The organism is Halomonas sp. (genome assembly GCF_034520545.1).
Lineage (GTDB): Bacteria > Pseudomonadota > Gammaproteobacteria > Pseudomonadales > Halomonadaceae > Halomonas.
The window spans coordinates 1-24,738 of record NZ_JAXHNN010000018.1; the positions used below are offsets into that span (position 1 = coordinate 1).

Genomic DNA, 24,738 nt, shown 5'->3' on the forward strand with positions numbered 1-24,738 from the left:
TAGAATCCAGATCGGGAAAGTGGACGTGTCTCTGGCCTCGCCCGGCCGCCGTCTTGGTGGACTGGCGAGAGGGCGCAGATAATGGCTTCCCCAGAGGCTGGTCGCAAGAGGTTTTCGCGTAGAGTCTGCGACAAAAGTGGTAAGCACAACACTCCTATCGGCAGAAAGGACGTCAGAAGAAGGCCTCGGATTCAATGGTGACTGGATGCAAGGGCGGGCAGGGCTGCTCGTGCAGTCGGTGACGATGGTCAGCGGCTGTGCGAATCCTGTGACGGAAGCGGCTACAGACAGAACCTAACGATCGCCGTATGAGGAGTCGCCCACGCCCAACACCGCTCTGTCAGGGACGGTGCTCTACTTCCCTTTCGCCAGCCAGGCGGCCCGAAGCAGGCACTGCTCGGGTGTCATCAGTCTGAAGTAGAAATAATTCGGTATCATTTTACCACAGACAGCTTCGCTACCAAGTGGTGGCGGCAAGAGAGGAGACGTTATGCCCTGTTACGCTATCGACGGAGTCCGACCCGTTGTGGACCCCAGCGCCTTTGTGCACCCCTCCGCCGTGCTGATTGGCGAGCTGTCATTGTCGGCCCGGTGTGATGTCGGCCCGGTGGCCTCTTTGCGTGGCGATTTTGGTCCGATACGCCTGGAGGGCGGGGTCAACGTGCAGGACAATTGTACCCTTCACGGTTTTCCAGGGGTGGCCACCGTGGTCGAAGAGGATGGCCATATCGGCCATGGTGCGATTCTGCACTGCCTGTCGGATACAGCGGGGAACATTGGTGGGCATGAACGCCGTGGTCATGGACGGGGCCCTCATCGGCGAGGAGAGCCTGACGTCCGCCTTGAGCTTCGTCGAGGCCGGCCTGGAGGTACCTCGGCGTAGCCTGGTTGCCGGTGTGCCCTGCCACGGCGTGCGCCAGGTCTGCGATCAGGAGTATGCCCGGAAGACCTCGGGCACTCGCCACTACCATCGGCCCAGGTTTCAGCCGCCACCATGGTGGAGTGTCAGCCGCTCAATGAGCCGGAAGCAGAGCGTGAAGGAACCGAATTCGGGCGCACGCGACCGCTCCACGAAACCAAGGCCGATAACGCGTGACGGCTTGACCCGCCGGTCCGGAAAAGGAAATAGCGATCGTGAGTATCACCAACGATTACCTGGCCCTGGTCGAACGCATTGCCGACGCGCCGCTCGTTGCCCCGGTGCGCGAGGTGTTTGTGCCGCCCTTGCGGGATCGTCCGGACCCGAGTGCTGAATTCGGTGCCGTCGTGTTGGAGGATGGCAGTGTGGGCTGATGTTCGTGCAACTGGGTGATACCCAGCAGACATTGGTTCCCCATCAGCATGCTCAGGAAGGGGCCGGGGCTGACCCGGCGGCATTGGCGCAGGCCTTCGCCGGTGATGAACCCGGCCAAGGCCTGGCGCTGGGTGCGATCAATGCCATTGGCCAGCACCTCCTGCTTCGCTCGGGGTATGAACCAGATTTCACCACCAACTCCCTTGCCCTGTTCGAGCCCCAGCCCGGTGAGCGTATCGGTATGGTGGGTACTTTCCGCCGCTCTGCCAGCGACTGGCAGCGCAAGGCGTGCCACTGACGGTACTCGAACTCGAAACAGGAACTGGTGCACCGGGAAGAGCATTTGAGGTCTGGACCTCGGCCAGGCTGCGAGCCTGCGACCGAATTCTGTGCACCAGCACGGTGATCCTGAACGACACTGTGGATGCCGTGCTCGCTCACTGCCGGCACGCTACGCAGTTCGCCCTCATCGGTCCTACCGCTGGGTTTTTGCCCGACCGCTGTTCGCGCGCGGTGTCACCGTGGTGGGAGGGACTCGGGTGGTGGGATACGGAAGGCTTTCTGCAGCGCTGCCGGCAGGGGGAGAAGTGGGGGCCGACGACGCGCAAGTACTGCCTCTACCCGCACATTACCCCGGTATGGAAGCCCTGCTAGAGGAGACCCGCAGCCGGCTGCGCTCGGGAATCTGATTCAGCTCTCGACAGGGATTGTCTGGATGATGGCGGTGGCATTGTCATTCGGGCGACTTCCGGGTAATAGCACATGAAGCCGGTCCGGCACTGCGGCTCCGACGGCCGCAGGTTGCGCGCCAGGTGGCGGACCTCGGCGTCGGGCCGGCCGGAACGGGCCGCGTCCAGGATCCGGTGGACCATGCCGGCGCTGGCCAGCTTGCGCGCCGTGGACCTTCCCGGCCGGCAATCTTCACCGCCGTAATGTCGCCGGCCAGCAGGCGCGGCAGGGCGCACAGGCCATGCGGGCCGTACGGCATGCCTTCCTGGGTGATGGTGAAGCCGCAGGAGAAGCGGTGCCAGAGCCATTTGCGGTACTCGGCCTCGTTCGCCTTCAACGCCGCCTGTGCCCCCGGGCCGATGGAGCGGCCGTCGCGACGGCGGTAGGTGTACCGGTAGCTGTCCAGGCATATAGGTCCCCCCATGTGAGCGGGCAGATGAAGGGTGTGGCAGCTGCCTTCTTCGTAGACGCAGCCGTCGTTCAGGATAAAGGCCTCGATCTCCATTTCCGGCTCGGCAGCGGCGATGTGGGCGGCTTCTGCCAGAGTCACATCTCGCGGCAGGATCAGTCGCCGGGCACCCAGCTCCCGGCAGAACGCGGCGGCTTCGGTATTGCGGCAGGTGGCTACCGAACTGACGTGAAGGCGCACACCCGGCAGGGCGTCTGACAAGGCCGCCACCAGACCCAGGTCGCTAACGATCAGCGCATTCCCGCCCAGCTGTAAAAAGCGCTCGGCCAGGGTCATGGCCGCCTCCACCTGGTCACCGCGGTACTGTTGTGCATTCATGACCAGTGAGAGGCTGGCGCTGCCGGCATGGGTGAGGCGAATCGCCTCGTCCAGTTCGTCGAAGCTGGTCAGGTTCGCCGGTGGGACGACGGTCGGCATTGGCCATGCCGAAACCGTGCCGCCACTCCCGGGGCTGGACGCCGCAATAGAGCTCATTGGCGCGCGGCCGGCCAGGGTCTCGGCCTCGTCGACACGGCTGATCGGTGCCACGATCTTCATAATGGTGCTCCCGGTACGATCAGTCGCTCGATCCCGCCACTCGCGGTGACCTCCATCACGACCTTCAGCATCTCGTCGGTATAGCGGCTGAACACGGTGTTGCCCACGTGCCGGGTCTGCTGGCGATCCTCGGTATCGGGCCGCTGCATGCTGGTGGTGTAGGTCAGGCACTCCTTGCGGCACGGGGCGGCCGACGGCAAACCGCTGCGTGCCCGGAAGGGCCAGGAAGCCAATCCGGCACATGCGACCCTTGGCCACGAAGGCTTAGGGCAGGTGCACGCCCTTGGGCAGCGGCAGGTCGGCGAAGGCATCAACGTCCGGAAAGAGGGGGACATCCATCTCCAGGCGTTGCACGCCAAGTCGTCGCCACACCGCCTGCATGGAGGGGGAGTCGAAGCCGTAGCCGCACTGCGGCGCCCACTCCGCTCCCGGCAGGCGCGGGTCCTTGACCATGCGGCAGAGGATGCGCCCGGCGGCGCGACGCAGCGTCGGGTATTGCCTGGCGATCAAGCGGCCCACGCCCCAGTCATTGACCACCACCTCAGTCCCCTCCGGCAGCTGTTGCAGCAGGGCAGGCAGCATGTCCAGCACCTGTGGGGCGGCGACTGGAGTCAGCAGCACGGGCCGCAAGCCATGGGCGTCGGCACGGTGCAGGGCACGCCGCAGCATGTGTCGGGGAGGGCAGCAGGTGTTCCACAGAACTCGCTGCCAAGTATAGCGTGAGTGGGTCGACACCGTCCCAGCCAGCGGGCCAGGAACGCGATCCTCGACCAGGGCGTGTCAGTGCTCGGCACGCTCATCCCGGCCGGCATCAACCCAGTCCAGCACGGGCGGGCTGAGAGCCGAGACCGCGAGCTCCACGGGTTGCAAGGTTGCCGTCATGGCGCTGTCGAGCTCTCCCCTGTGCCGGTCGCCGTGCACTGCGCCGCCGATTCCCGGCGGCGCAGCGGACGCTTCTGGAGCTGTCGTTATTTCGCCGGCAGGTTGATATTGACCAGCTGCGGCAGCGTGTATTCCAGCAGTCCTTCCACGCCGAATTCCACGCCGAAACCGGACATCTTGCAACCGCCGAACGGGCAGTGGGGCAGCACCTCTGCATGGCCGTTGATCCAGACCGTACCGCGCTCCAGTTGGTCCGCCACCCTACGCGCCTCCTCCAGGTCGCTCGACCAGACTGAACCGCCCAAGCCGGTCTCGCTGCCGTTGGCGCGGGTGATGGCATCCGCGACATCAGTGTAGCGGATGATCGGGAGCGCCGGACCGAACTGCTCCTCATCCACCAGCCGGGTGCCATCACTGATCTGGGCGACGATGGTGGGCGGATAGAAATAGCCCTTGCCCGGCAGCGGTTCACCGCCGGCCAGCACCTGCGCCCCCTGGGCACGGGCGTCGTCCACCAGTTCGCACACCAACTGGTACTGGTCGCGGTTCTGGATCGGGCCGAAGGTGACGTCCGCTTCCATACCGTCGCCTACCTTCTGGGCGCGGGCGAGCTTGGCCAGTTCGTTGCTCAGCGAGTGCGTAGAGGGAGTCGTGCACGTAGAGCCGCTTCAGGGCCGCGCAGGTCTGCCCCATGTTGAGGAAGGCGGTCTGGAAAATGCTCTCGGCAATCGCCTCGACCGGGGCATCCGGCAGCACGATGGCGGCGTCGTTGCCACCGAGTTCCAGGGTCAGCCGCTTCAGGTTGCTGGCGGCATTGCGCATGATGTCCTGGCCGGTGCGGGATAGAGCCGGTGAATACCATCTTATGGATGCCGGCATGGTCGGACATCTGGCACCAGAGCGCCGCCGCCGGCCACCACATTGGCCACGCCATGGGGTAGCACCTCGTTCATCAGCTCTACCAGGCGGATGGTGCTGAGCGGCGTGTTCGGAGAAGGCTTGCTGATAACGGTGTTACCGGCACGCAGCGCCGGCATCAGGTGCCATACGGCGATCATCAGCGGCCAGTTCCACGGCGTGATCGAGCCCACTACGCCGATCGGTCGGCGCTGCAGTTCAATACTCTTGGTGTCGCTCTCCTCGATCGCTTGACAGGACCTCCAGCTCGGCCGTGTAGCGTGTCCAGCTGATGGCAGCCTCCACTTCCATCTGGGCCAGCGGCATGGGTTTGCCCTGTCGAACCACCAGCTCGGCGAGTTCCGGCGCATTGGCCTCGATGCGCTCAGCGATGGCGTGAAGGGCCGCCTGGCGCTCTTGGTCGCTACTGTCCGCCACTGCTGGAACGCCCGCTGTGCTGCACTCACGGCCTGATCGAGCTGCTCCGCCGACGCAGACGGACAGTCGGCATAGAGGGCCTCGGTGGCCGGATTCGGCGCCGGAAAGGTGCCGCGTTCCCGCTACCGCCGCGCCGTCGATAATCAGAGAAAACTGTCTACTCATGGCGTCTCTTCCTCGAGGTGTGTGATGGATGTTCAGAACGGAACGATGAGCAGCAGATGCGCGTAGAGACTGGTGCTGGCGCCGCCGATCTGTGAGCCCCCTCCTTCACACTATGCTCGGGATCATAGGCGCCCACCAACGGCGACAGGATCAAGACTGTCGTGACGGCCCATTCCGCGAGACGTTCAACTCCCTGGCATCTAGGGTATCGGTACCGCTGGCGGTATCACTTGAAGTCAGAAGTAGCCGGCACCAACCATCAGCCTTCCGTCGGAAAAGCTTAGAGACGCAGATGATGCACATCCGTATCGGGATTGAAGGGGCCCGCGAAGTTGCCCGCCACCTCACCCTGGAACCAGGTGCCATAACCCCGCGTGAAGCCGAAGAACAGCGGGTCAAACGTCTCATCGAAAGTGGAAGCGGTAGGCCAGGCTCGGCTTCACGGCGCATCCGCGAAGGTCCAGCCGACCTCCAGGTACCAGGCATTGGCGTCGTCCGGCGTATTCTGGCCATGACGCTGATCGACGAGTTCGCCGGAGAGGAAGAGATCTTCCACGCCGGCATTGCCCTGCCAGCGAAGGCTCCAGGTTTCCTGGCCGTCGCGGTGATCCATGCCGGCCTCTTCATCAATGTCCAGGCCTTCCAGGTACATCAGCCCCAGGGTGCCGGTATCACGCACGTACTCCAGATTGATACCGGCCAACTCCATCTCTCCCTGAGCAGCATCGTCCGAGTCCAGCCAGAAGAGATCGGAGCGCACGCCCTGATCGCCGCCGAGACGCAATCCCGCGGTGCGGTCGAAGGCCTTGCGCGCCGCAAGCCAGATGCCCGCCGCGATCTGTAGTCGGTGCCCACCGCCTCATCCAGGGCGTCGCCAAAGTTGAGCGCATCACCGGCGATCAGGAAACCGTCTCCTAACACCACCTTGCCGCCCCACCGAGAAGTCGATGCCGTTTTCGCCGAGGGCCGGCATGCCGGAGCGCCAGCCAAGATAGGCATCCTCGAGGTTGAGCCGACGTTCGTCACCGGACGTATCCCGGCATCGCCGTCTCCGAAGGTGCCGGAAGCCAGCGCACTGACTCTGCCGTACAAAGTGCCTTCCGCACCGGTGCGCAGCGAACCGGAAAGCCCGAGGTCGATGAAGCCTTCCTGCCAAGTGGAGCTTTCCTCATCCTTTAGCCCCGGTACGCCCAAGGGGCTGTAGTTTTCTTCGCTATGAAACAGGCCGAACATGGCGAGGCCATCCAGGTGCAGCTCATTGCCGTTGTCACTATGAAGCTCCATGGCGGCTGTCGGTGCGGCGGCGAGCGTCACTGCCAGACCCGCCATGGAATACAGGCATGGAATCGCATGGGCACGGTTTCCCCTGAGTTGGTGAAGTTAAGTACGGGCAGACGGGTGACTGCACGCAGCTTGGCTCTGACTCTAGGGAGCGGGTGTAAACCAGCTTTGTGCAGGATGTGCGAAATTGTGTGAGGTTGTAATCAACTGCACTCAACGTGGCTTGCGGAGGCGGCATCGACGCTCGGCAGCGCGGTGGTCGTGCAGGACAGCCAGGCTGCGCTCGATGAGCCGTTGCAGGTGGCCAGTGCCTCCGACGATCGAGCCCCTGCTCAAGCTTCCCGGCAGCGTTGTGCAGCGGCCTGGAGGCCGAAGTTGGCACAGGTGCCAGCCAGACGGTGCAGGGCCTTCTATGGCGACGAACCCCTGCTCCGTGAAGCTCAGCGCGTTCATGGCCAGGTTGAGCAGTGTCTGGCTCAACGCCCGCCGGTCACCGCAGACGCGCTCCGGCAGCTCTGGATCATGCTCCACGCTGAGCGTCAGCCCAGCGCTCCTCGCGATCGAGGCCAGCATGGGCTGAATGTCGTCCGGCATCCGCCAGGCGAGAAGTCGCTTTGCTCAAGCGGCATCTGGCCGGCTTCGATCTTGGCCAGGTCGAGTACATCGTTGAGGATCGACAGCAGGGTTCGGCCCGACTTGTCGATGGCCAGGGCCTGTTCCCGCTGTTCGAGTGTCAGGGCGAGCGCAACAGCAGCTGCGCCATTCCCAGGACCCCGTTCAAGGGGATGCGGATTGCATACGATGATGGCCAGGAACCGGCTTTTCGCTTCGCTCGCCGCTTCCGCCTTCTCCCGGGCCAACTCCGCCTGCTTCTTCGCCTTGCGCTCGCCGATATCGGTGACCGACCCCTCACACTGAGCGCAGCCGCCCCCTCGTCCCGCACTCGTAGCGCCGAAATGGCAACGGCAACGGCCTCGCAATCCGGCGCAGCCAACTGCATTCGAAGTTCACCACCCGCCCATGGTGATGCAGTGCCCTGAAGAAACTGCTGCCGCACCTCGTCGCTGGCCGACTGGCGCAGCTCATGCACCACGCTGGATTTTTCGATGCCGGTGTAGCTGCTCACCAGCACCAGGGCCTGATCCCCGGCGGCGCAGGCATCATGGCGTGCGATGAGCTGCTCGAGCAGCCGGTCCCGGCCATACAGCTCCTGCGGGAGCTGAAACGCGGACCGAGACATCCTGTTCTGGCAAGCGTAAATTCGGCCACGCGACCGTTCCGTCTCCTCTCCTGCAGGCAGCGCTTCAGGTCTTGGGCGATACCTCTCGGCGGACTGCATAGCGGTGGGCGGCACCCTTGGCCAACAGCTTGGGCGCCAGCCGCAGACCGATCTCCGGCAGCGTGCGGTTGAGGCGGTGTGCCGGAACCGGATCGCGTCCGATGTGGCAGCTGCACGAGTTCCAGGTAATCATGAGTGACGAAAGGCGGCCGCCCGGTGAGCCCTTCATACAGGGTGGCGCCGAGCCCGTAGTAATCGGTGCGGTAGTCGATCCCGCGATTGATCCGACCAGTCTGCTACAGCGCCATGCACGGTAGGCTGCCCGGGCCCAGCCCGGGGGCGTGCAGGTGGCCGCCTCACGGTTCAACCGCATGCTATGGGAGAAGTCGATCAGTATCGGGAGCTGGTCACCGGGGACAACCAGGAGGTGGTCCGGATTGACCTGATTGTGCGTGACCCGGGCCTGATGCAGCTGCTCCCCAGGAAGTCGACAGGTACCGATCGCGATCCTCAGCCACTCCTGCCAGTCCAGTTCACCACCCTGGATGTAGCTGCGCAGCGGCCATCCGTGGTGATCCGCAAACACGATCGCCGGGCCGCATTCCGTTTCGATGAAGTCCAGTGCCCGGGGAACTCCGGCAACTCTCCAGTGCGCGCAGCACCGCGTATTCGTGCTCCAGGCGCGCACGGCATCCTCGCTGCAGTGACGGCGCTGCAGCGCCTGATGACGACCGGCCCATCCCGGCTGATGGTGCAGACCTGGCCTTGGTGCAGGCGCGTTCGGGTACGCCTGCCGGTATCTGAAACGATCGGCATGTCCCTATCCCAGTTTGCCGGCAAAGATATAGCCAACACCATGGGCGGTGAGAATGAGGCTTGGGTCGGAGGGACTATCGCGGAGTTTGCGTCGCAGGCGCCCCACCAGCACATCTACCGAACGATCGTTCGGGGTCCATCTCGGTCGTGGATGGCATCCATGAGCTGATCACGCGCTCAGTACCTGCCCGGAATGGCGGATCATGGCCTGCAGCAGCTTGAATCCCCCTGGGGCAAGCGCTCCTGCCAGCCATCGGGTGCCAGGAGCAGCCGCTTATGGGTGTCCAGCATCCAGCCCTCGAAGCGACAGCAGCCGTCCGGCACGGAGTCGCGGACCCGGCTGCGAGCCCCCATGATCCGCGGGTCAGCAGGTTCTTGGCACGTACCAGCAGTTCCCGAGGGTGGAAGGGCTTGGTGACGTGATCGTCGGCGCCCAGTTCCAGGCCGACGATGCGATCGATCTCGTCGCCCTTGGCAGTGACCAGGATGATGCCGATATCGGACAGCGCCCGCAGTTCCCGAGTCAGGGTCAGTCCGTCCTTGCCGGGCAGCCGGATATCCAGCAGTACCAGGTCGATGTCTTCCTGTTCGATACGGGACAGCACTTCGTCGCCCTGATCAGCCTGGCTGATGCTATAGCCTTCATTCTCAAAATGGCTGACCAGTAGCGAACTCGAGGCCGGATCGTCCTCCACGATCAGGGATATGGGGAGAAATACTGAGCAGATGATGCTATAGCCATAATGTCACACCCTAGCCCGGATATTGCACCGGGCATGAAAAAAGCGGCTGAAAATCGGTTATGATTCAAGGGCCTAATCCGGAATCACGACCAGCGCCATGACGAAATGTACCATGCCCACCGCCGCCTTTCCACGCTGCAAAGGCCGTCAGATCGTCGCCAGCTTCGATGGCGGTGATGTCACCTCCGACGGCGGTATCCTGCTGTTGCGTCAGCTCGATCGTGAGATGGGACTGATACGCGCCATCGCTCGCCGGCTGAGCGATGAGCGTGATCCTCAGCGCTGCCTGCACCGCACGGACACCCTGGTCCGCCAGCGCGTCTTCGGCCTGGCGCTGGGCTACGAGGATCTCAACGATCATCACGCGCTGCGCCATGACATCGCGCTGCAAACCGCTGTCGACACCGAGGGGGTGCTGGCCAGCCAGTCGACCCTGTGTCGTTTCGAGCAGCAGGCCGACCGGGACTGGGCGGTCGCCATCCATGAGGAGATGGTCGAGCAGTTCATCCGTTCGTTCCGCAAGCCGCCCAAGAAGCCGCTCTACCTCGACTTCGATGCGACCGACGACCGCGTGCATGGCCAGCAGCTGGGGCGGCACTTCAACGGCTACTACGACCACTACATCTTCCTGCCGCTGTTCGTGTTCTGTGGTGACCAGCTGCTGGTCAGCTACCTGCGCCCGGCCTCGCGGGATGCCGCTTACCACGCCGGCGCCATCCTCGCCCTGCTGGTCCGGCGGCTGCGCCAGGAATGGCCTGACGTGAAGATCGTATTCCGCGGCGACAGCGGCTTCTGTCGCCCACTGATCTTCAGCTGGTGCGACCGCCACGGCGTCGATTACATCATCGGCCTCGCTGGCAACAAGCGCCTGGCCAAGCTGGCCCTGGACATCGACTACGAATCGGCGATCCGCTTCGAGGCGACCTGGGAGAAGCAGCGCGTGTTCGGCTTCATCGAGTACGCCGCCGATAGCTGGAAGAAGCGCCGACGAAAGGTGATCGTCAAATCCGAGACCACGCGGCGCGGCTTCAACACCCGCTATGTGGTCACCAACCTGCGGGGTTGCAGCGCCGAATGGCTCTACGACAACCGCTACTGTGCCCGGGGCGAGATGGAGAACCGCATCAAGGAGCAGCAGTTCCTGTTCTCCGACCGCACCAGCTGCCACGAGTGGTGGCCCAACCAGTACCGGCTGCTGCTCTCGGGGCTGGCCTACCTGCTGCTGGAACGGCTGCGTCGGCTTTACCTCAGGGGCACCGCCTTCGCCCAGGCACAGGTCAACACCATACGCCTGAAGCTGCTGAAGATCGGCGCCGTCATCACCCGCAATACCCGCTCCATCCGGCTGATGCTGAGCAGCCAATACCCGGAACAAGACCTCTTCCTGAAGCTGGCTAACAAACTGGTGCCCGGATAACCCCGCGGCGTGCTGTCCCCGGCACAGAAAACACATGGGGGTAGGGGGAGGTGCGCCCTGAGCCCAGGAAATTGATCAAAAACTAGCCAATTTCAGGCCCTGAGTGCCATCACGCCCACCGAACCTGAAACCTGGACGCTTCTGGCCAGCCCGGTGCAATATCCGGGCTAGGCATGACCTACGTGATGATCAACGGCAACATTGATCTCTCGGTAGGCGCCGTCCTGGGGCTGGCGGCATCATTGTCGGTCGGTCTTCAGGACTATGGCATCACCATCGCGGTCATCGCCGCTCTGGCATCGGGCCTCGTGTTGGGCGCCATCAATGGCCTGATCGTCTGGAAGACCGGCGTCAACGCCTTCATCGTGACCCTGGGGGCCATGATCGGTATCCGTGGCCTCATCTTCGTCTACACCGAAGAGCAGTCCTTCTACGCCACCAATTTCGCCTTCGCCGACTTCGGGGTCGCCTCGATCGGGCCGTTTCCCGTGCTCGCCATCATCTTCCTCATCTGCACCCTGGTGATGCATCTGGTGCTGAAGAAGACCGGCCATGGGCGCAATACCTTCGCCGTGGGCGGCAACCCCGAGGCCGCCCTGGATGCGGGTATCCGCATCGGTCGTCACATGATGATCAACTTCATGATCGTGGGGTTCTTCGCGGCCCTGGCCGGCGTGATGCTCGCGACCCAGATGGGCGCCGCCACGCCGAACCTGGGTCGTGACTACGAGCTCTGGACCATCACGGCGGTGGTGCTCGGCGGCACCAAGCTGGCAGGCGGATTCGGCAGCATCACCGGCACCCTGGGCGGCGTGCTGGCCATCGGGATCCTGCGTAACGGCATGAACCTGATGCAGGTGCCGGCCTTCTACGTGCTGGTCATTCTCGGGGTCATCCTGATCTCGGTGCTGATCATCGATCAGCGGCTCAATGTCCATGCCAGCAAGGGAGTCAGCATATGAGCACTGCAGCCATGAATCACAACGCCGGTCGCGGTGCGGATTCCCCGAGCCCGGTACTGTCGTTGATCGACATCACCAAGAAGTTTCCCGGTGTGGTGGCCCTGAACAAGGTCAGCTTCGACGTCAGGGCGGGTGAGGTCCATGCCCTGCTGGGCGAGAACGGCGCCGGTAAGTCCACCCTGATGAAGGTGCTGGCCGGCAAGCACCAGCCCAACGGGGGCCAGATCATCCTGGCGGGAGAGGAGAAGTCCTTCGAGAACCCCAAGCAGGCCAAGAAGAGCGGCATCGTGCTGATCCACCAGGAGCAGTCGCTGGTCCCCGAGATGTCGGTGGCGGAGAACATCTTTCTCGGCAGCCTGCCGCTGAAATGGGGCAACCGCGTCGACTGGAAGAAGCTGCACGGAGACAGCACCGAGATACTCAATCGCCTCAAGTGCACCTTCAGCTCCCGCGACATGGTGAGCAACCTCTCCATTGCCAAGAAGCAGATGGTGGAGATCGCCCGAGCCCTGGTCTTCACACCGCGGATCGTGGTCTTCGACGAGCCGACGGCATCACTGACCGACCACGAGAAACCGGTGCTCTACGACATCATCCACAACCTGCAGGAGCAGGGGGTGGGCATCGTCTACATCTCGCACCGCATGGACGAGATCTTCCACCTCTCCCAGCGCATCTCGGTTCTGCGTGACGGCGAGTACAACGGGACCCTGAATACGGCCGAGACCAGCGAGGACGAAGTCACCAAGCTGATGATCGGCAGGACCCTCGAACTCGATCACGCCAGCAAGCCGAAGGATTTCGGCGAGAACATGCTCGAGTTGCGCAACCTCACGGTCAAGGGGGTCTTCGAGGACGTCAGCTTCAACGTGCGCAAGGGCGAGATCGTCGGCATGTACGGTCTGGTCGGCGCAGGCCGCTCCGAAGTCGCCGAGACAATCTTCGGGCTGCGTCAGCCATCGGCCGGCGAGATCCTGCTCGACGGCAAGGTCGAGACGATCTGTTCCACCCACGATGCGGTGGTCGAGGGGATCGCGCTGGTGCCTGAGGATCGCAAGGACCAGGGCCTGATCCTCGGCATGAACTGTCGCGACAACATGACCCTCTCGGCGCTTGGCAGTGTCTCCTCCATGGGCTTCATGAAGACCAGGGAAGAGAAGGTCGTCTACGACAAGTACCAGCAGGCGATGAAGATCAAGACGCCCAGCTGGCGCCAGAAGGTCGGCAACCTCAGCGGCGGCAACCAGCAGAAGATCGTCATCGGCAAGTGGCTGCACACCCACCCCAAGCTGCTGATCCTCGACGAGCCGACCCGCGGCATCGACGTGGGCTCCAAGGCCGAGATCCATGCGCTGATCAAGGAGTTGGCCATCACGGGCTATGCGGTTCTGGTGATCTCGTCGGAAATGCCCGAGGTGCTGGGTGTCAGCAACCGCATCATCGCGATGTATGACGGCCGGGTGACGGCGGAATTCGACGGCGATGCGGTATCCGAGGACAAGCTGGTTCAGGCCATCACCGGGCAGTACGTCACGGAAACCAGCGGGCCTTCCCGCTCGGCCTCGGCCTGATGTGTCCATGCGACCCGCGACTCAGCTTCCCACGCAATCAAGAGGACACCACCATGATGCCCTTCATCTATAACGGCCTGCCGTCACGCGTCATCTTCGGCCAGGGAACTCTGAACCGACTCGCCGACGAGGTCCGTGAGCTGGGCTGCCACCGTGCAGTCGTCCTGGCAACTCCCCAGCAGGAAGGCCAGGCCCGCGAGGTGCTCGCCCAGTTGGGCGCGCTCGGGGCTGGCCTCTTCGCCGAGGCCAGGATGCACACCCCCGTGGAGGTCACCGACGCGGCGATGCGCCATGTCGAGGAAATCGAGGCGGACTGCACCGTGGCGATCGGGGGCGGCTCCACTATCGGGCTCGGCAAGGCCATCGCCCTTCGCGCCGGCCTGCCCCAGGTGGCGATCCCCACGACCTATGCCGGCTCCGAGATGACGCCGATCCTCGGGGAAACCAAAGGCGGCCTCAAGACGACCCAGCGCACCCTCGAGGTACTGCCTGAGACGGTCATCTATGACGTCGACCTGACGCTGGGTCTGCCGGTCGGCATGTCCGGGACCAGCGGCATCAATGCCATCGCCCATGCGGTGGAGGCGCTCTACGCCAAGGACCGCAACCCGGTGGTCTCGCTGATGGCCGAGGAGGGCATCGCCGCCCTGGCGCGAAGCCTTCCGGTGATCGCCGAGAATCCCGCCGACCAGGACGCGCGTTCGGATGCCCTCTATGGTGCCTGGCTATGTGGTGCCTGCCTCGGCTCCGTCGGGATGTCGCTGCATCACAAGCTCTGCCACACCCTGGGTGGCTCCTTCGACCTGCCCCATGCCGAGACCCATACCATCGTGCTGCCCCACGCCGTGGCCTACAACGCCGAGGCGGCGCCGGAGGCAATGGCACGCATCGCCCGGGCGCTGGGCGCGGGCGATGCGGCCGGCGGACTTTATGACCTGGCGCGCGCCGTGGGCGCCCCCCTGGCCCTGCGCAACATAGGCCTGCAGGAGAGCGATATCGACCGGGCGACCGAGATTGCCACTAGCAATCCCTACTGGAACCCGCGCGAGATCGAGGCCGACGGCATCCATCGCCTGTTGAGCGATGCCCATGCCGGCCGTCGCCCGACGTCAAGGGAGGTTCCTGACGCATGAAGACTCTGCTGACCAATGCCACCGTGGTGACCATGGACCCCGAGATCGGCGATCTGGCCGACGGCCAGGTGCTGGTGGAAGACGATCGTATCCTGGAAGTTGGGCATGACCTGCCGTCCGAAGGGGCCGAAGTGGTCGATTGCCGGGGCGGCATCCTGATCCCCGGGCTGGTCAATGCTCATATGCATACCTGGCAGACGGGGCTGCGCGGCGTCGCCGCCAACTGGACGCTGCTCGAATACTTCGGCCATGTGCATCGCGGCCTGGCGACCCTGTTCACCCCGGATGACATCCACATCGCCACCCGTATGGGCGCGCTCAACCAGCTCAACTGCGGTACCACTACCCTGGGTGACTGGTGCCACAACAACCCCACGCCCGAGCATACCGATGCGGCCATTCGTGGGCTCAAGGAATCCGGTATCCGGGCGCTGTTCTTCCATGGTTCCCCCAAGCCGGACCCCAAGCCGGGCCAGCCGCACTTCAGCGAGATCCCCCATCCGCGCAGCGAGGTCGAGCGTCTGCTCGCCGGCTCGCTGGGCGACCGCGAGGGACGCGTGACCCTGGGGCTGGCGATCCTCGGGCCGCATTACTCCACCCTCGAGGTCAGCCTGCACGATTTCCAACTGGCCAAGGAGTTCGGCCTGGTGGCCTCGATGCACCAGGGCGGCGGCGAGGCCGTCAGCCCCGGTGGCTGGGATGTGATCGAGGAGCAGGGGCTGCTGGGGCCGGACATCAACATCGTGCATGGGCAGAGCCTGGACGACGGCCAGCTGGCCCGCTTCTGCGATCAGGGCGTGACCTTCTCTATCGCCCCGGAGAACGAGATGACCCAGGGGCACGGTTTCCCGATCACCGGCCACGTTCGCCGACACGGCGGTGTCGTCTCCCTGGGAGTTGATCTCGAATCGGTCATCTCCGGTGACATGTTCTGCGTCGCCCGCATGGCACTGGGCATGCAGCGCTCGCTTGACAACGATGCCTCGCGACGCGAGCAGGGCACGATACCCGACACCTCGACCATCCGCACCCGCGAGGCGCTTCAGTGGATCACCGTCGATGGGGCGAGGGCCTTGGGCCTCGAGGGGCGCATCGGCAGCCTGACGCCGGGCAAGCAGGCCGACATCGTACTGCTGGACAGCGGCCTGCTGAACATGCAACCGGTCAACGACCCGGTATCGGCCGTGGTCATGCAGGCGAGTCTTGCCAACGTCGACAGCGTCATGGTGGCGGGGGAATTCCACAAGCGACACGGCAAGCTGCTGGGGGACGTCGAGGAGGGGATCAGCCACCTGGCAGCCTCCGGTCACCGCATCAATGCCGAGCTTCAGTCACGGCAAAAAGAGGGGGCGTCACAATGACCACCATCACCACCAAGGTAGCCTGGATTGGCCTGGGCAAGCTGGGTTTGCCCATGGCGACGCGGATCGCCGCGGCCGGCTACCCCGTCCAGGGATTCGACCTGAGCACTGAGCGGATGGCGCTGGCCGAGCAGGCCGGCATCACCGCACATGAGGACCTGTCCTCCGCCGTCGAGGACTGCCGCCTGGTCTTCGTCTCGATTCCCGATGACAAGGCGCTGCTGGGCCTGACGCTGAAAACAGGCCACCTGTTGGCGAAGCTGGCGTCGGGCACCGTGCTGGTCGAGACCAGCACCGTCAGCATCGAGGCCTCCGCCAGGGTGGCCGCAGCCGCCGAGGAGCGGGGCATTGCCTATCTGCGCAGCCCGGTGTCGGGCAATCCGGTTGCCGCCGAGTCCGGGACCCTGTCGGCAATGGTCTCCGGCCCGCGCGAGGCACTGGATGAGGCCGTGCCGGTGATGAACACCTTCACCAAGGCCCAGTACTGGCTCGGTGACGACGAGCAGGCTCGCTACGCCAAGCTGGCCATCAACCTGATGATCGCGGTGAGCGCCGGGATGATGGGCGAGGCCCTGGCGATGGCCCGCAAGGGCAACATCGGCTGGGAAGCGATGCTGGACCTGATGGCCGACAGTGCCGTGGGCTCGCCGATGGTCAAGTACAAGACCCAGCCGCTGAAGGACCGTGACTTCACCTCCACCTTCTCGGCCGCCCAGATGGCCAAGGACCTGGACCTGATCCTCGGCTGTGCCCACGGAGACGGTGTCGCCGTGCCCCTGGCCGCCCAGATGCGCGAGGCCTACAGCTCCCTGATCGGCACGGGGCACGGTGGGGATGACTACATCGCCACGATTCACCACACCGAGCGCCTCTCCGGGCTGCCGGCCATCGAGAGGAAATGACCCCATGCGAAACCTGAATGCAGAGAACATCACGGACGCCGTGATCAATGAGTTCTCCGGTTGTCAGGATGAGCGATTGAAAACGATCCTGAACAGCCTGGTGACCCACTTGCATGCCTTCCTGCGCGAGGTGAAGCCCTCCGAGGATGAGTGGACGCAGGCCATCGACTTCCTGACCCGCACCGGCCAGATGTGCGACGATCAGCGCCAGGAGTTCATCCTGCTCTCCGACACCCTGGGCGTGACCATGCTGGTCGACGCCATCAATCATCAGACCTCGGACCCCATGGTGTCGGAAAGCACGGTGCTGGGGCCTTTCTACGTGGCCGATCCTCCTCAGGTAGCCCAGGGCGAGTCCATCGACTGGAACGTCGAGGGCGAACCCTTCTTCGTGGAGGGCCAGGTGCATGACGAGCACGGCAAGCCGTTGGCCAATGTCGTTGTCGATGTCTGGCAATCGGACAGCGAAGGGTTCTACGACGTCCAGAAGGAGCTCGAGAGTGCCTCACTGCGGGCCAGGTTCACCACTGACGACCAGGGGCGCTATGCCTTCTGGACGGTGACCCCCTCACCCTATCCGATCCCCACTGACGGCCCGGTCGGCAAGATGCTGGAAGTCACCGGGCGACATCCCTACCGGCCCGCGCACGTGCATTTCATGTTGATGGCCGAGGGCTACGAGACCCTGGTGACCCAGGTCTTCGCCGAGGACGACCCCTATCTCGATTCCGATGCCGTCTTCGGCGTAAAGGATTCCCTGGTCAGGGAGTATGAATTGCTGCCGCCGGGAAAGGCACCGGATGGCCGGTTGATGGACGTTCCCTTCCGCCATCTGAAATACGACTTCGGCCTGAAGGCGAGCCGCTAGTCGCAACGCAAGACGAAACCATCCAGAAAACCACCCTGCAAGAGGAAAGTGACATGCCTATTATCGATCAGAACGCAGTCGAAACCCTGTTCACCGAAGCGCGTACCCACAATGTCTGGCAGGACAAGGATGTCAGCGAGGAGACGTTGCGTGAACTCCATCAGTTGATGCATTTCGGTCCGACCTCCATGAACTGCCAGCCGCTGCGGGTGCTCTTCCTCAAGAGTCAGGAAGCCAAGGAGCGACTCAAGCCGGCGCTTATGCCGGGCAACCAGGAGAAGACGATGAAATCCCCAGTTGTCGCTATCTTGGGATACGACACTGAATTCTATAAGCACCTTCCGCGGATGTTTTCCCACAACAAGGATGCGATTTCACTTTATGAGGGCAAGACCGAATTCATTAACACCACGGCCTTCCGAAACAGCTCCATCCAGGGGGGCTATTTCATCCTGGCAGCCCGCGCGGTGGGGCTGGATTGCGGACCGATGTCCGGCTTCAACAATGCAGCGGTGGATGAGGAGTTCTTCCCCGATGGCCAGGTGAAGAGCAACTTCCTCTGTAACCTGGGCTATGGCGATGCCTCCGCGCTGTTCCCGCGCCAGGATCGGTTCGAGTTCGATGAGGTCTGCCAGGTCCTCTGACAGGGCTGAGAAGCTGCCGCCCAGGAGCTCTGCGGCGGCAGCTGGTCATTGCAGGTTCCTTCGATCTGGGCCGTGTTTGCACGGCCCGTTTTTTATTCCCTCCTGGGAAGCAGGGGCGTCATATGGTGTATGACTGGCAGTTCATCGTATTGATCATCATTGCCGTGCTTATTACGGGCATCTCGAAATCGGGCTTCGCCGGTGGTGTCGGGGTCGTGGCGGTGCCGCTGATCTCGCTGAAGGCCAGCCCGGCCTTCGCCGTGGCCGTCATGCTGCCGCTGCTGATCGTCATGGACGTCTTCAGCCTCAAGGCCTGGTGGCGCCACCATGTGGGGTCCGTTCTGTGGCTGATGTTTCCTCCGGCGGTGCTGGGCGTGGCGGTCGGCTACCTGACCTATGGCCGCTTCGATGAGGCCCTGCTGAAGGTGCTGCTGGGGGTGTTCTCGATCCTGTTCGCTCTGTGGGGACTGCTAAAGCCCTTCCGCGGCCGCGTCATGCCGGTTTGGGTCGGTGGGCTGAGTGGTGGTATCGCCGGCTTCACCAGCTTCATCGCCCATGCCGGGGGGCCGCCACTCAACTTCTACCTGTTGCAGCGTCGGCTCACCAGGGAGCAGTTCCTCGCCACCGCAGTGGTCTTCCTGGCCGCTACCAACCTGGTCAAACTGGTGCCCTACGGTCTGCTCGGCCTGCTGAATGTCGCAAACCTTACCATCGCGCTGCTGCTGATCCCGGTGGCCTGGCTGGGAGTGCGCCTGGGGCTGGTCATTCAGGAGCGGCTGAGCGGTGAGCTCTTCTTCCGTGTCATCTTGATCCTGCTGATCCTGTTGGGCGTTCGGCTGATCGTCGACGGTTGGGGGTAGTCACGTTGGCGTCGCGTTTGCTGCCAGGTGACAGGCGGCGCTATCTTGGTGCACTAAATCCTCCTTTCCCTGAGGCGGCCATGAACGAACGCCCCGACGAGCGCCATCCGGAGGGTCCCTATGAGAGTCTGTCCCCGTGGCCGGTGCCGAAGCTCTCCAATACAGAGCTCTCGCGATTCATCGACTTTATCGAGAAGTTCGAGGAAGAGACCGAGCACTCACTCTCCCTGAGCCACGGTTACCGAGAGATGCGGATGATGCTCCATCTCATGCGCAACCATCTGGCCGGCCGACTTACGACACCCACGTCACTCGCGGATGCGTCCGGGCTCTCCTATGGCACCGCCAAGCGTGGGATCGAGAGCATCATCAATCGCGGGTTGATCCTTTCACGCCCCAGGACGAAGTCGGGAAAGACAGTATCGCTGCATCCCTCGACCATGATGATCGACGAGTGGGAGGCCTATGCGCACCGGATAAAGGGCCTCCTGGGACCCCTGTTCGGCGTGGATCCGTCCTCGGATTCCGGTCGACGCATCTTCCTTGACAAGGCCGCGACGGATCACGTGATCTCACCGCCGGCGGTGCTTTCGGCACGGCTCGAACTGAAGGGCGGGTTGCGTGGACTCATCCACGCCGATCCCACCTTCATGGCGATGCATAATCTGAAGCAGCAGCTGGAATCCATCTTCGGCCTCGAGATCCACAACTCTGCCCGGTCGATCGACGACCTGCTCGAGGCGATACTTATCAATGCCCGGCGCTCAACTTCCCGCTATGACCTCATAGCCTGCGATCTCCCCTGGTTCGGCGAGCTGGCGTCGAAGGGGATTGTGCAGCCCCTCGACCACTTCATTCATCGCGATTCACACGACCTTTCTGACTTCCATTCGGTTGCCGTTCAGAGCACGCGATACGCCGGACAGCAATACGGTATTCCCCTGCAGACTACCCCGGAGCTGCTCTGTTATCGGAAGGACATTCTCGAGCAGGCACAGCTCGAGCCTCCGACGACGACCGAGGAGCTGGTTAACGTGGCCAGGCGGTTGCATGATCCCGTCAGGGGGCGGTATGGCATCGCCTGGAATGCCGCGCGAGGGACGCCGCTGGGCCATACCTTCAGTTTCCTGATGGCGAAGTTCGGTCAGCCAATCATTAATCTTCGCCGCTGCGAGGATGGCTATGACTTCCAGCAGACGTCCGGGGAACAACTCCGACCGATGTTCCAGACGTATGCGGCCTACCGTGCCTGCGAATATATGCTGGATATTCTCAAATACTCACCCCCCAACATCCTCAACATGGCATGGTATGAGCGAGCCCAGTCCTATGCCGCCGGCGAGGCCTGCATGGCCTACAATTATACGATGCTTGCTCCTCTTTTCGAGCTTAACAAGGGCTCGCCGGCCTGGGGAAAGACCGGTTACCTCCCGCATCCGATCGGCAACCATGGTCGCCCGATCACGCCGATCGGAGGCTATGCCCTGGCCATTCCAGCCAACCTTTCGGAGGAACGGATCGAGAGTGCCTGGACGGCCCTGCGTCACCTGACCTCGGCCAACATGTCCAAGCTCTATATCCTCAATGGGAGCCTGACGACTCCGCGCTTCAGCGTCAGCCAGGACCCGGAGGTCTCGGCGCTGTCGCCGCTGATCAAGATCGTGGATGACATGGCGAGTAGGGAGATCCTGCAGGCCTGGCCGCGTCCCCCGGTGCCGGGCATCACGGATGTGATCAGTATTGCCGGACACGAGATCTTCGAGGTGCTGGACGGGCGGCGATCGATCAAGAAGGCCCTGTCCATGGCGCAGGACAGGGCCGATCGGGTGATGCGAGACAGAGGGTTCTACTGAGCCACCAGGCGGGGTGCCGGTGGCATCACTGCATGATCATGCCGCCGTCTATCATCAGCAGCTGACCGGTCATGTAGTCCGATTCCGGGCTGGCCAGGAAGGAGGCGGTTCCGACCACATCCTCCGGATATGAATAACGTTTCATGAGAATCATCTTCTCGGCGAGTTCGTCCATCGACTGGCCCTGCTTGTCGAACTTGCCGATGCTGACCAGGTCCTTGTCGAGCTGCTCCCACAGCTCGGTACGCACGACGCCGGGGCCATAGCCATTGACGGTGATGTTGTGGTCGACCAGCGCCTTGGCACCGCCGTTGATCATGGCTAGTACGGCATGCTTGCTGCAGGCGTAGGGCACCACATCATCGAAGGCCTGGCGCGACAGGATGGAGCCGACATTGAGGATCTTGTAGGGGCCATTCTCCTTGCCCTGCTCGATCATCTGCTTGGCGGCTTCCTGCATGCCGATCAGGCAACCCAGGGCATTCACATCCATGATCTGATGCCAGTTCTCCTCGGTGATGTCGAGGAACATCAATGGCTTGTTGATGCCGGCGTTGTTGACCATGACGTTGAGGCTGCCGAAGGCATCGACGGTGGCCTTCACGGCGGCCTTCATCTGGTCGCGTTCCGTGACGTTCAACTTCACGGCGATGGCCTTGCCGCCATCCCTGTCGTTGATGCGCTTGACGACGTCTTCGCATCCCTCGATGTTCAGATCCGCCACGCAGACATTGGCACCTTGCTCGGCATAGTGTTCGGCAACAGCCGCGCCCATGCCGCGCGCTGCACCGGTAATCAGGCAGTTCTTTCCTTCGAGTCGAGTCTTGTCCATGGTGTCACCTCGGAAATCTTGTTGTGGGTTCTCCATGTCACCGACGATCTAAAGACCGCTTCTGCTGGCGCATGAATATTGGGCTACAAGGCGTCATGTCGCGCGTTAATCCACGCGAACGAAACGTTGTGTGTCCTTGCTGACGCGTATTGTCTTAAGGCCCAGCTGGCAATGACAGTTGCCTCTAAGGCCAATCTGACCAGATTGGATGTTTCCGAGGGTGCTGCGTCCTGCGTAGGCGGTAGAACGAGATGCTGATCGATGGGATGAGTGTCGGCCTGTTGAGGCGAGGCCGTGGCAGCGCCCGAGAGGGGGGATGGCCGTTGGCGAGGTGGCAGTCTTCTGACCGCGGCGTTTCCGGTTTAGCCGCTGGCTCAGCTCACGCTGGCGCGGATCTGTCGAGCCTTGTCCTGCAGCAGGGGCAGGTATTGGTGCATCAAGGTGTCGAAGTCGACCCGAGCGGCATTGGTACTGATGTTGATCGCGCCTAGCAGCTTGCCGTTGGCATCGAAGGCCGGCACGGCCACCGAGCGCAACCCGGAGTCGAGCTCCTGGTCGGCGATGGCGTAGCCCTGCTGGCGCACCTCGAGGATGCAGCGCCTGAGTTCGGCCTTGTCGGTGATGGTCTTGTCGGTATGCGGCTCGAGGACCACCCGCGCCAGGAAGGCGTCGAGCTCGGCATCCGGCAGCTGGGCCAGCAGCACCCGCCCCATGGAAGTGTGGGCCGCGGGCAGGCGCGTTCCCACCGAGAGGGTGATGGCCATCAGCCGGTGGCGCGATGAGGAGCGCGCCACATAGGTGACGTCGTCGCCGTCCAGCACGCCAAGCGACGAGGACTCGCCACACTCGGTGGTGATGTCCTCGAGAATCTGCTGAATCACGCTGCGGTAGTCGTTGGCGGAGAGAAACGCATAGCCGAGGTTCAGCACCTTGGGGGCCAGCTCGAAGTGGCGGTGCTGCTTGCGGACATAGCCCAGCGCATGCAGGGTCAACAGGAAGCGTCGCGCCCGCGCACGGTTCATGCCGGTGCGCGCCGCCACCTCGCTGAGCGTCATGCGCGGGTGGGCCTCGTCGAAGGCCAGGATGACCTCGAGGCCACTGGCCAAGGCGGTGACGAAGTCGCGATCATCTGGCGTCAACGCCTCTTCTTTATCTCCCTGAGACATTTCTGCACTTCCCTGAAAGCCTTGCGTCAGTGAATCTTATCACAAGGCCGCACTGCGGACATTCGTTCGCGATGCGGCTGTTTTTGCGTATAAAGCCCACTCAGGATTTGACGGGGGGAGGAAAGGAGAATAAATTGTTCGTGATGCAAATCTAAGTTCGCGATGCGAACTTTTTTTAATCATGAAACGAGGTCGTCTTCATGGCTGAGTTCCTGAGCCAGCTTCCTGGCGTGAGCCGCGAGGACGTGATTGAGGCCCCCGGCTGGGAGATTCGCTTCGCCGGGGAACTCGAGAGCACCCGGAGCCCAGTGAGAAGGAGCTCGAGGCCCTGCGCGAGCTGAAGGGCAGAACCGAACGCCAGCACGTCGGCCTCCGTGCTCGGCACCGCGCTTGAGACGCATCCATAATCTGCTAACGAGCCCTTAGGCATAACGCGAGGTTCCCATGTCAAATCCCTGTATTATCTGCGTCGCCATCACCGGCAGCCTCCCACGCAAGGAAAACAACCCGGCGGTGCCGATCACCATCGAGGAACAGATCGAGAGCACCCAGGCGGCCTTCGAGGCCGGGGCGACTATCGCCCACTGCCATGTCCGCAACGAAGATCAGACCCCGACCTCGGATCCCGAGAAGTTTGGCCGCCTGCTGGAAGGACTGCGCAAGCACTGCCCGGGGATGATCGTCCAGCTTTCCACCGGCGGCCGTTCCGGTGCCGAGCGTGAGCGCGGCGGCATGCTGCCGCTGAAGCCCGACATGGCCAGCCTGTCGGTGGGGTCCAACAACTTTCCCACGCGCGTCTACGAGAATTCCCCCGACCTGGTAGAGTGGCTCGCCGCAGAGATGCTGACCCATGACATCAAACCCGAGATCGAGGCCTTCGACCTGTCGCATATCCATCAGGCGGTGAACCTGATGAAGCAGGGCAAGATCAAGGCGCCGCTCTACGTCCAGTTCGTGATGGGCGTCAAGAACGCCATGCCGGTCGACAAGCCGACCTTCGACTTCTACATCGAGACCCTCGAGCGCCTGGCGCCGGGCTCCCAGTGGTGCGGGGCCGGCGTCGGCGCCACCCAGCTGGTCCTCAACGAGTGGTCGATCGCCGCCGGTGGCCACACTCGCACGGGCCTCGAGGACAACGTCCGCTGGGACAAGGAAAGCCTGGCACCCTCGAATGCCGCTCTGGTCGAGCGGGTGGCAAAGCTGTGCGAGAAATACGAGCGTCCGGTGGCCAGCTGGCAACAGGCTCGCCAGATCCTGGGGCTTGAGGCCTTCTGAATGCCCGCCGAGGAAGAAGCGTTTGCCTTTCCTTAACGAGGTTGTCCCACCGGATCTTAGTGTTCATTGGGGGCGAATACTCTCTCTACCGTCGAACTCAGTAGTTAGCTATATGAGTCCACCGCGGTGAGAGAGATGCAGCTCGGCTGTATGGGGCCAGATCCGTTTATCGGCTGCGTAAGCTGGATCGCTTCATTGTGCTAGGCGCTGACCAATAACCGTGCTGGGTCCGGCCGACATCGCGCGGTGTGCCTGCAGCATGCTTTCAATATCAGGAAGACCCGCCCTAATGGCGGGTCTGGTCGTTGCATTAGCCGTCAGGGGCGGTTGGAATCCTTGCGTTTCTGGTCCCTGACATCACCCT

General features: G+C 63.1%; 26 protein-coding genes and 1 pseudogene. 14 read left to right on the forward strand and 13 right to left on the reverse strand.

The window, feature by feature from the left end; translation table 11 throughout:
- Positions 1-1,134 precede the first annotated feature (1,134 nt).
- Genes U5L98_RS18315 through U5L98_RS19145 form a run of 3 tightly spaced genes read left to right on the forward strand, consistent with a single transcriptional unit; the run spans position 1,135 to position 1,948 of the window.
- Positions 1,135-1,293 carry a hypothetical protein gene (locus U5L98_RS18315; protein WP_322559695.1) on the forward strand — a complete coding sequence of 53 codons (159 nt, stop codon included), beginning with the start codon at positions 1,135-1,137 and terminating at the stop codon, positions 1,291-1,293.
- Complete coding sequence (locus tag U5L98_RS18320) at positions 1,293-1,592, forward strand: hypothetical protein (protein WP_322559696.1); 300 nt, start codon at positions 1,293-1,295, stop codon at positions 1,590-1,592. The genes U5L98_RS18315 and U5L98_RS18320 overlap by 1 nt, the downstream gene beginning before the upstream one ends.
- Positions 1,583-1,948: a Rossmann-like domain-containing protein gene (locus tag U5L98_RS19145; protein ID WP_416208282.1), complete on the forward strand. Its 366-nt coding sequence runs from the start codon at positions 1,583-1,585 to the stop codon at positions 1,946-1,948. Before U5L98_RS18320 ends, U5L98_RS19145 begins: the two co-directional genes overlap by 10 nt.
- A 79-nt stretch (positions 1,949-2,027) precedes the next feature.
- Here U5L98_RS19145 and U5L98_RS18325 read toward each other — a convergent pair whose 3' ends face one another.
- The 11 genes and pseudogenes from U5L98_RS18325 to U5L98_RS18375 form a co-directional block, all read right to left on the reverse strand.
- Positions 2,028-3,029 carry a U32 family peptidase gene (locus U5L98_RS18325; RefSeq protein ID WP_322559697.1) on the reverse strand — a complete coding sequence of 334 codons (1,002 nt, stop codon included), beginning with the start codon at positions 3,027-3,029 and terminating at the stop codon, positions 2,028-2,030.
- Positions 3,026-3,262 (reverse strand): hypothetical protein, encoded by a 237-nt coding sequence (locus U5L98_RS18330; RefSeq protein WP_322559698.1) that lies wholly within the window; start codon positions 3,260-3,262, stop codon positions 3,026-3,028. Before U5L98_RS18330 ends, U5L98_RS18325 begins: the two co-directional genes overlap by 4 nt.
- A 31-nt stretch (positions 3,263-3,293) precedes the next feature.
- Complete coding sequence (locus U5L98_RS18335) at positions 3,294-3,650, reverse strand: hypothetical protein (RefSeq protein ID WP_322559699.1); 357 nt, start codon at positions 3,648-3,650, stop codon at positions 3,294-3,296.
- Between the two features lie 347 nt (positions 3,651-3,997).
- On the reverse strand, positions 3,998-4,492 hold the full coding sequence (locus tag U5L98_RS18340; protein ID WP_322559700.1) for an aldehyde dehydrogenase family protein: 495 nt from the start codon (positions 4,490-4,492) through the stop codon (positions 3,998-4,000).
- A complete protein-coding gene (locus tag U5L98_RS18345) occupies positions 4,380-4,790 on the reverse strand; it encodes an aldehyde dehydrogenase family protein (protein WP_322559701.1) in 411 nt (136 codons plus the stop codon). Before U5L98_RS18345 ends, U5L98_RS18340 begins: the two co-directional genes overlap by 113 nt.
- Positions 4,775-5,002, reverse strand: coding sequence for an aldehyde dehydrogenase family protein (locus U5L98_RS18350; protein ID WP_322559702.1), 228 nt, complete (start codon positions 5,000-5,002; stop codon positions 4,775-4,777). The genes U5L98_RS18345 and U5L98_RS18350 overlap by 16 nt, the downstream gene beginning before the upstream one ends.
- 25 nt (positions 5,003-5,027) lie before the next feature.
- Positions 5,028-5,299 (reverse strand): annotated as a pseudogene (locus U5L98_RS18355) (aldehyde dehydrogenase family protein); the annotation flags it as partial.
- 551 nt (positions 5,300-5,850) lie between these two features.
- Entirely contained in the window at positions 5,851-6,171 is a 321-nt protein-coding gene (locus U5L98_RS18360) for a hypothetical protein (RefSeq protein ID WP_322559704.1), read from the reverse strand.
- 1,060 nt (positions 6,172-7,231) lie between these two features.
- On the reverse strand, positions 7,232-7,552 hold the full coding sequence (locus U5L98_RS18365; protein WP_322559705.1) for a hypothetical protein: 321 nt from the start codon (positions 7,550-7,552) through the stop codon (positions 7,232-7,234).
- Positions 7,553-8,791: 1,239 nt separating this feature from the next.
- A complete protein-coding gene (locus tag U5L98_RS19150; RefSeq protein WP_416208283.1) occupies positions 8,792-8,899 on the reverse strand; it encodes a winged helix-turn-helix domain-containing protein in 108 nt (35 codons plus the stop codon).
- Positions 8,862-9,482 carry a response regulator gene (locus tag U5L98_RS18375; RefSeq protein ID WP_322559706.1) on the reverse strand — a complete coding sequence of 207 codons (621 nt, stop codon included), beginning with the start codon at positions 9,480-9,482 and terminating at the stop codon, positions 8,862-8,864. Before U5L98_RS18375 ends, U5L98_RS19150 begins: the two co-directional genes overlap by 38 nt.
- A gap of 160 nt (positions 9,483-9,642) precedes the next feature.
- Between U5L98_RS18375 and U5L98_RS18380 the strand changes: the two genes are divergently transcribed.
- From U5L98_RS18380 to U5L98_RS18425, 10 genes are all read left to right on the forward strand, one after another.
- Complete coding sequence (locus tag U5L98_RS18380; protein WP_322559707.1) at positions 9,643-10,947, forward strand: IS1380 family transposase; 1,305 nt, start codon at positions 9,643-9,645, stop codon at positions 10,945-10,947.
- A gap of 158 nt (positions 10,948-11,105) precedes the next feature.
- The gene (locus U5L98_RS18385) at positions 11,106-11,909 is read left to right on the forward strand and encodes an ABC transporter permease (RefSeq protein ID WP_322559718.1); all 804 of its coding nucleotides are present in this window, start codon (positions 11,106-11,108) and stop codon (positions 11,907-11,909) included.
- Positions 11,906-13,480, forward strand: coding sequence for a sugar ABC transporter ATP-binding protein (locus U5L98_RS18390; protein WP_322559708.1), 1,575 nt, complete (start codon positions 11,906-11,908; stop codon positions 13,478-13,480). The genes U5L98_RS18385 and U5L98_RS18390 overlap by 4 nt, the downstream gene beginning before the upstream one ends.
- Before the next feature lie 56 nt (positions 13,481-13,536).
- On the forward strand, positions 13,537-14,613 hold the full coding sequence (locus U5L98_RS18395; protein WP_322559719.1) for a maleylacetate reductase: 1,077 nt from the start codon (positions 13,537-13,539) through the stop codon (positions 14,611-14,613).
- On the forward strand, positions 14,610-15,974 hold the full coding sequence (locus U5L98_RS18400) for an amidohydrolase family protein (RefSeq protein ID WP_322559709.1): 1,365 nt from the start codon (positions 14,610-14,612) through the stop codon (positions 15,972-15,974). The genes U5L98_RS18395 and U5L98_RS18400 overlap by 4 nt, the downstream gene beginning before the upstream one ends.
- Positions 15,971-16,876, forward strand: coding sequence for an NAD(P)-dependent oxidoreductase (locus U5L98_RS18405; protein ID WP_322559710.1), 906 nt, complete (start codon positions 15,971-15,973; stop codon positions 16,874-16,876). Before U5L98_RS18400 ends, U5L98_RS18405 begins: the two co-directional genes overlap by 4 nt.
- Before the next feature lie 4 nt (positions 16,877-16,880).
- Positions 16,881-17,744: an intradiol ring-cleavage dioxygenase gene (locus tag U5L98_RS18410; protein WP_322559711.1), complete on the forward strand. Its 864-nt coding sequence runs from the start codon at positions 16,881-16,883 to the stop codon at positions 17,742-17,744.
- 53 nt (positions 17,745-17,797) lie between these two features.
- Positions 17,798-18,388, forward strand: a complete 591-nt coding sequence (locus U5L98_RS18415; protein WP_322559712.1) for a malonic semialdehyde reductase — start codon at positions 17,798-17,800, stop codon at positions 18,386-18,388.
- A gap of 122 nt (positions 18,389-18,510) precedes the next feature.
- On the forward strand, positions 18,511-19,248 hold the full coding sequence (locus U5L98_RS18420; protein WP_322559713.1) for a sulfite exporter TauE/SafE family protein: 738 nt from the start codon (positions 18,511-18,513) through the stop codon (positions 19,246-19,248).
- Positions 19,249-19,328: 80 nt separating this feature from the next.
- Entirely contained in the window at positions 19,329-21,101 is a 1,773-nt protein-coding gene (locus U5L98_RS18425; protein WP_322559714.1) for an ABC transporter substrate-binding protein, read from the forward strand.
- A 25-nt stretch (positions 21,102-21,126) separates the two neighbouring features.
- On the opposite strand, the gene U5L98_RS18430 is transcribed toward U5L98_RS18425, so the two are convergent.
- Both U5L98_RS18430 and U5L98_RS18435 read right to left on the reverse strand, forming a co-directional pair.
- Positions 21,127-21,933: an SDR family NAD(P)-dependent oxidoreductase gene (locus tag U5L98_RS18430; protein WP_322559715.1), complete on the reverse strand. Its 807-nt coding sequence runs from the start codon at positions 21,931-21,933 to the stop codon at positions 21,127-21,129.
- A gap of 374 nt (positions 21,934-22,307) precedes the next feature.
- Positions 22,308-23,099, reverse strand: a complete 792-nt coding sequence (locus tag U5L98_RS18435) for an IclR family transcriptional regulator domain-containing protein (protein ID WP_322559716.1) — start codon at positions 23,097-23,099, stop codon at positions 22,308-22,310.
- A gap of 444 nt (positions 23,100-23,543) precedes the next feature.
- Here U5L98_RS18435 and U5L98_RS18440 point away from each other — a divergent pair, with 444 nt between their 5' ends.
- The gene (locus U5L98_RS18440; protein WP_322559717.1) at positions 23,544-24,374 is read left to right on the forward strand and encodes a 3-keto-5-aminohexanoate cleavage protein; all 831 of its coding nucleotides are present in this window, start codon (positions 23,544-23,546) and stop codon (positions 24,372-24,374) included.
- Positions 24,375-24,738: the final 364 nt, after the last annotated feature.